The following is a 1,139-nucleotide window of genomic DNA, read 5'->3' on the forward strand; positions in this document are numbered from 1 at the left end:
CGGGCTGTTTCGAAATGCGAGCGGCCTGCCGCAGGGTGTGTGAGAGTCGGGGCGGTGACTGCGGCCACCGCCCTGCTTTAGATGGTGGCGGGGTTGAGGTAGCCGGTTCCGATGGCCTTCATGAGGTTGTGAACGAGTCCATGGAAGCTGAATTCCGCCGTGGCTCGGTCAATTCCGCAGCCAGTGAATCGTTTGAACCCCAGGTTGTGTTTCGCGTGTCCGAAGGGAGTTTCGGCGATGTGGCTCCGTTTGATGTAGAGCCGGTGTCCCTCCTCGGTTGCCAACCGGTGGGCCATCGCCTCCACTGGTGTGGCTTCAGGTGGGGGCGGGCCGTAGGTGGGACTGGTACGGGCGGTCTTGTTGATGTCTCGGCTTTTGCCGATGGCGATCAAGCGATCGGGTCCTGGCATCGTGAGGTTGGCGTCGCTGAGGTAACCGGCATCGGCGAGCACCACCCCGATCCCGTCATCGCCGTGGCGCTGGGCGTCGATGAGTTCGGCGGCGGCGACGGCTTTGCCGACCATGTCACCGAATGCGACGACGTCGGCGTTGTTGTTGTTCACCCCGGTGGCGATGATCAACCCGTCCTCGCTGGTGACCGCTTGGCAGTTGTATCCCTGCACCCAACCGCCTCCACGTAGCGGCATCAACCGCGACTGCGGGTCGGTGATGTTTCGTCGCGGACCAGTTACGCCGGCATCGGTTGAGCGCGCAACCTGTTTCTCGCGGCGGTCGCGGTCAGCGATCGCGTGGTCCAACCGGGCTCGGGCACGGCGTACGAACAGATGATCGTCCACCGCCACCGGTTTGGGGCCCTTTTGCCCGGGGCGGTAGCGATCAATCTTGGCTTGCTGCACCGCTCGGGCACGATGCCAACTCGCGGTCAACGCCTCGACCCGGGTCGCGATCGGATAGCGGCCGCCCTCGCCGCGGGCGACCCGCCGGGTGTGTGCCTCGACCTCGGCATCCTCGGTGGCTGCAGGTAGCTGAGCCAACGCCTCGGCGATACGCGCTCGTCGTGAAGAGCGGTCGGTCAATCCGGGCGGCAGCTGGTCACCACGATCACCGCCGTGCTGATCATCCTCGGAGGCGTCGGTGGCCTCGTGTTCGGCGCTGGCGCGTGCCGCTTCGGCGGCGAA

At 65.7% G+C, this 1,139-nt stretch carries 1 protein-coding gene; it reads right to left on the minus strand.

Features of this window, described 5'->3' with window-relative positions; all coding sequences use genetic code 11:
• Positions 1-77 precede the first annotated feature (77 nt).
• Positions 78-1,139, minus strand: a 1,062-nt coding sequence (locus M1L58_RS23235) for a transposase (protein ID WP_248660623.1), incomplete at its 5' end; no start/stop codon positions are given.

This window comes from Gordonia sp. C13, assembly GCF_023218005.1.
GTDB classification, from domain to species: domain Bacteria; phylum Actinomycetota; class Actinomycetes; order Mycobacteriales; family Mycobacteriaceae; genus Gordonia; species Gordonia namibiensis.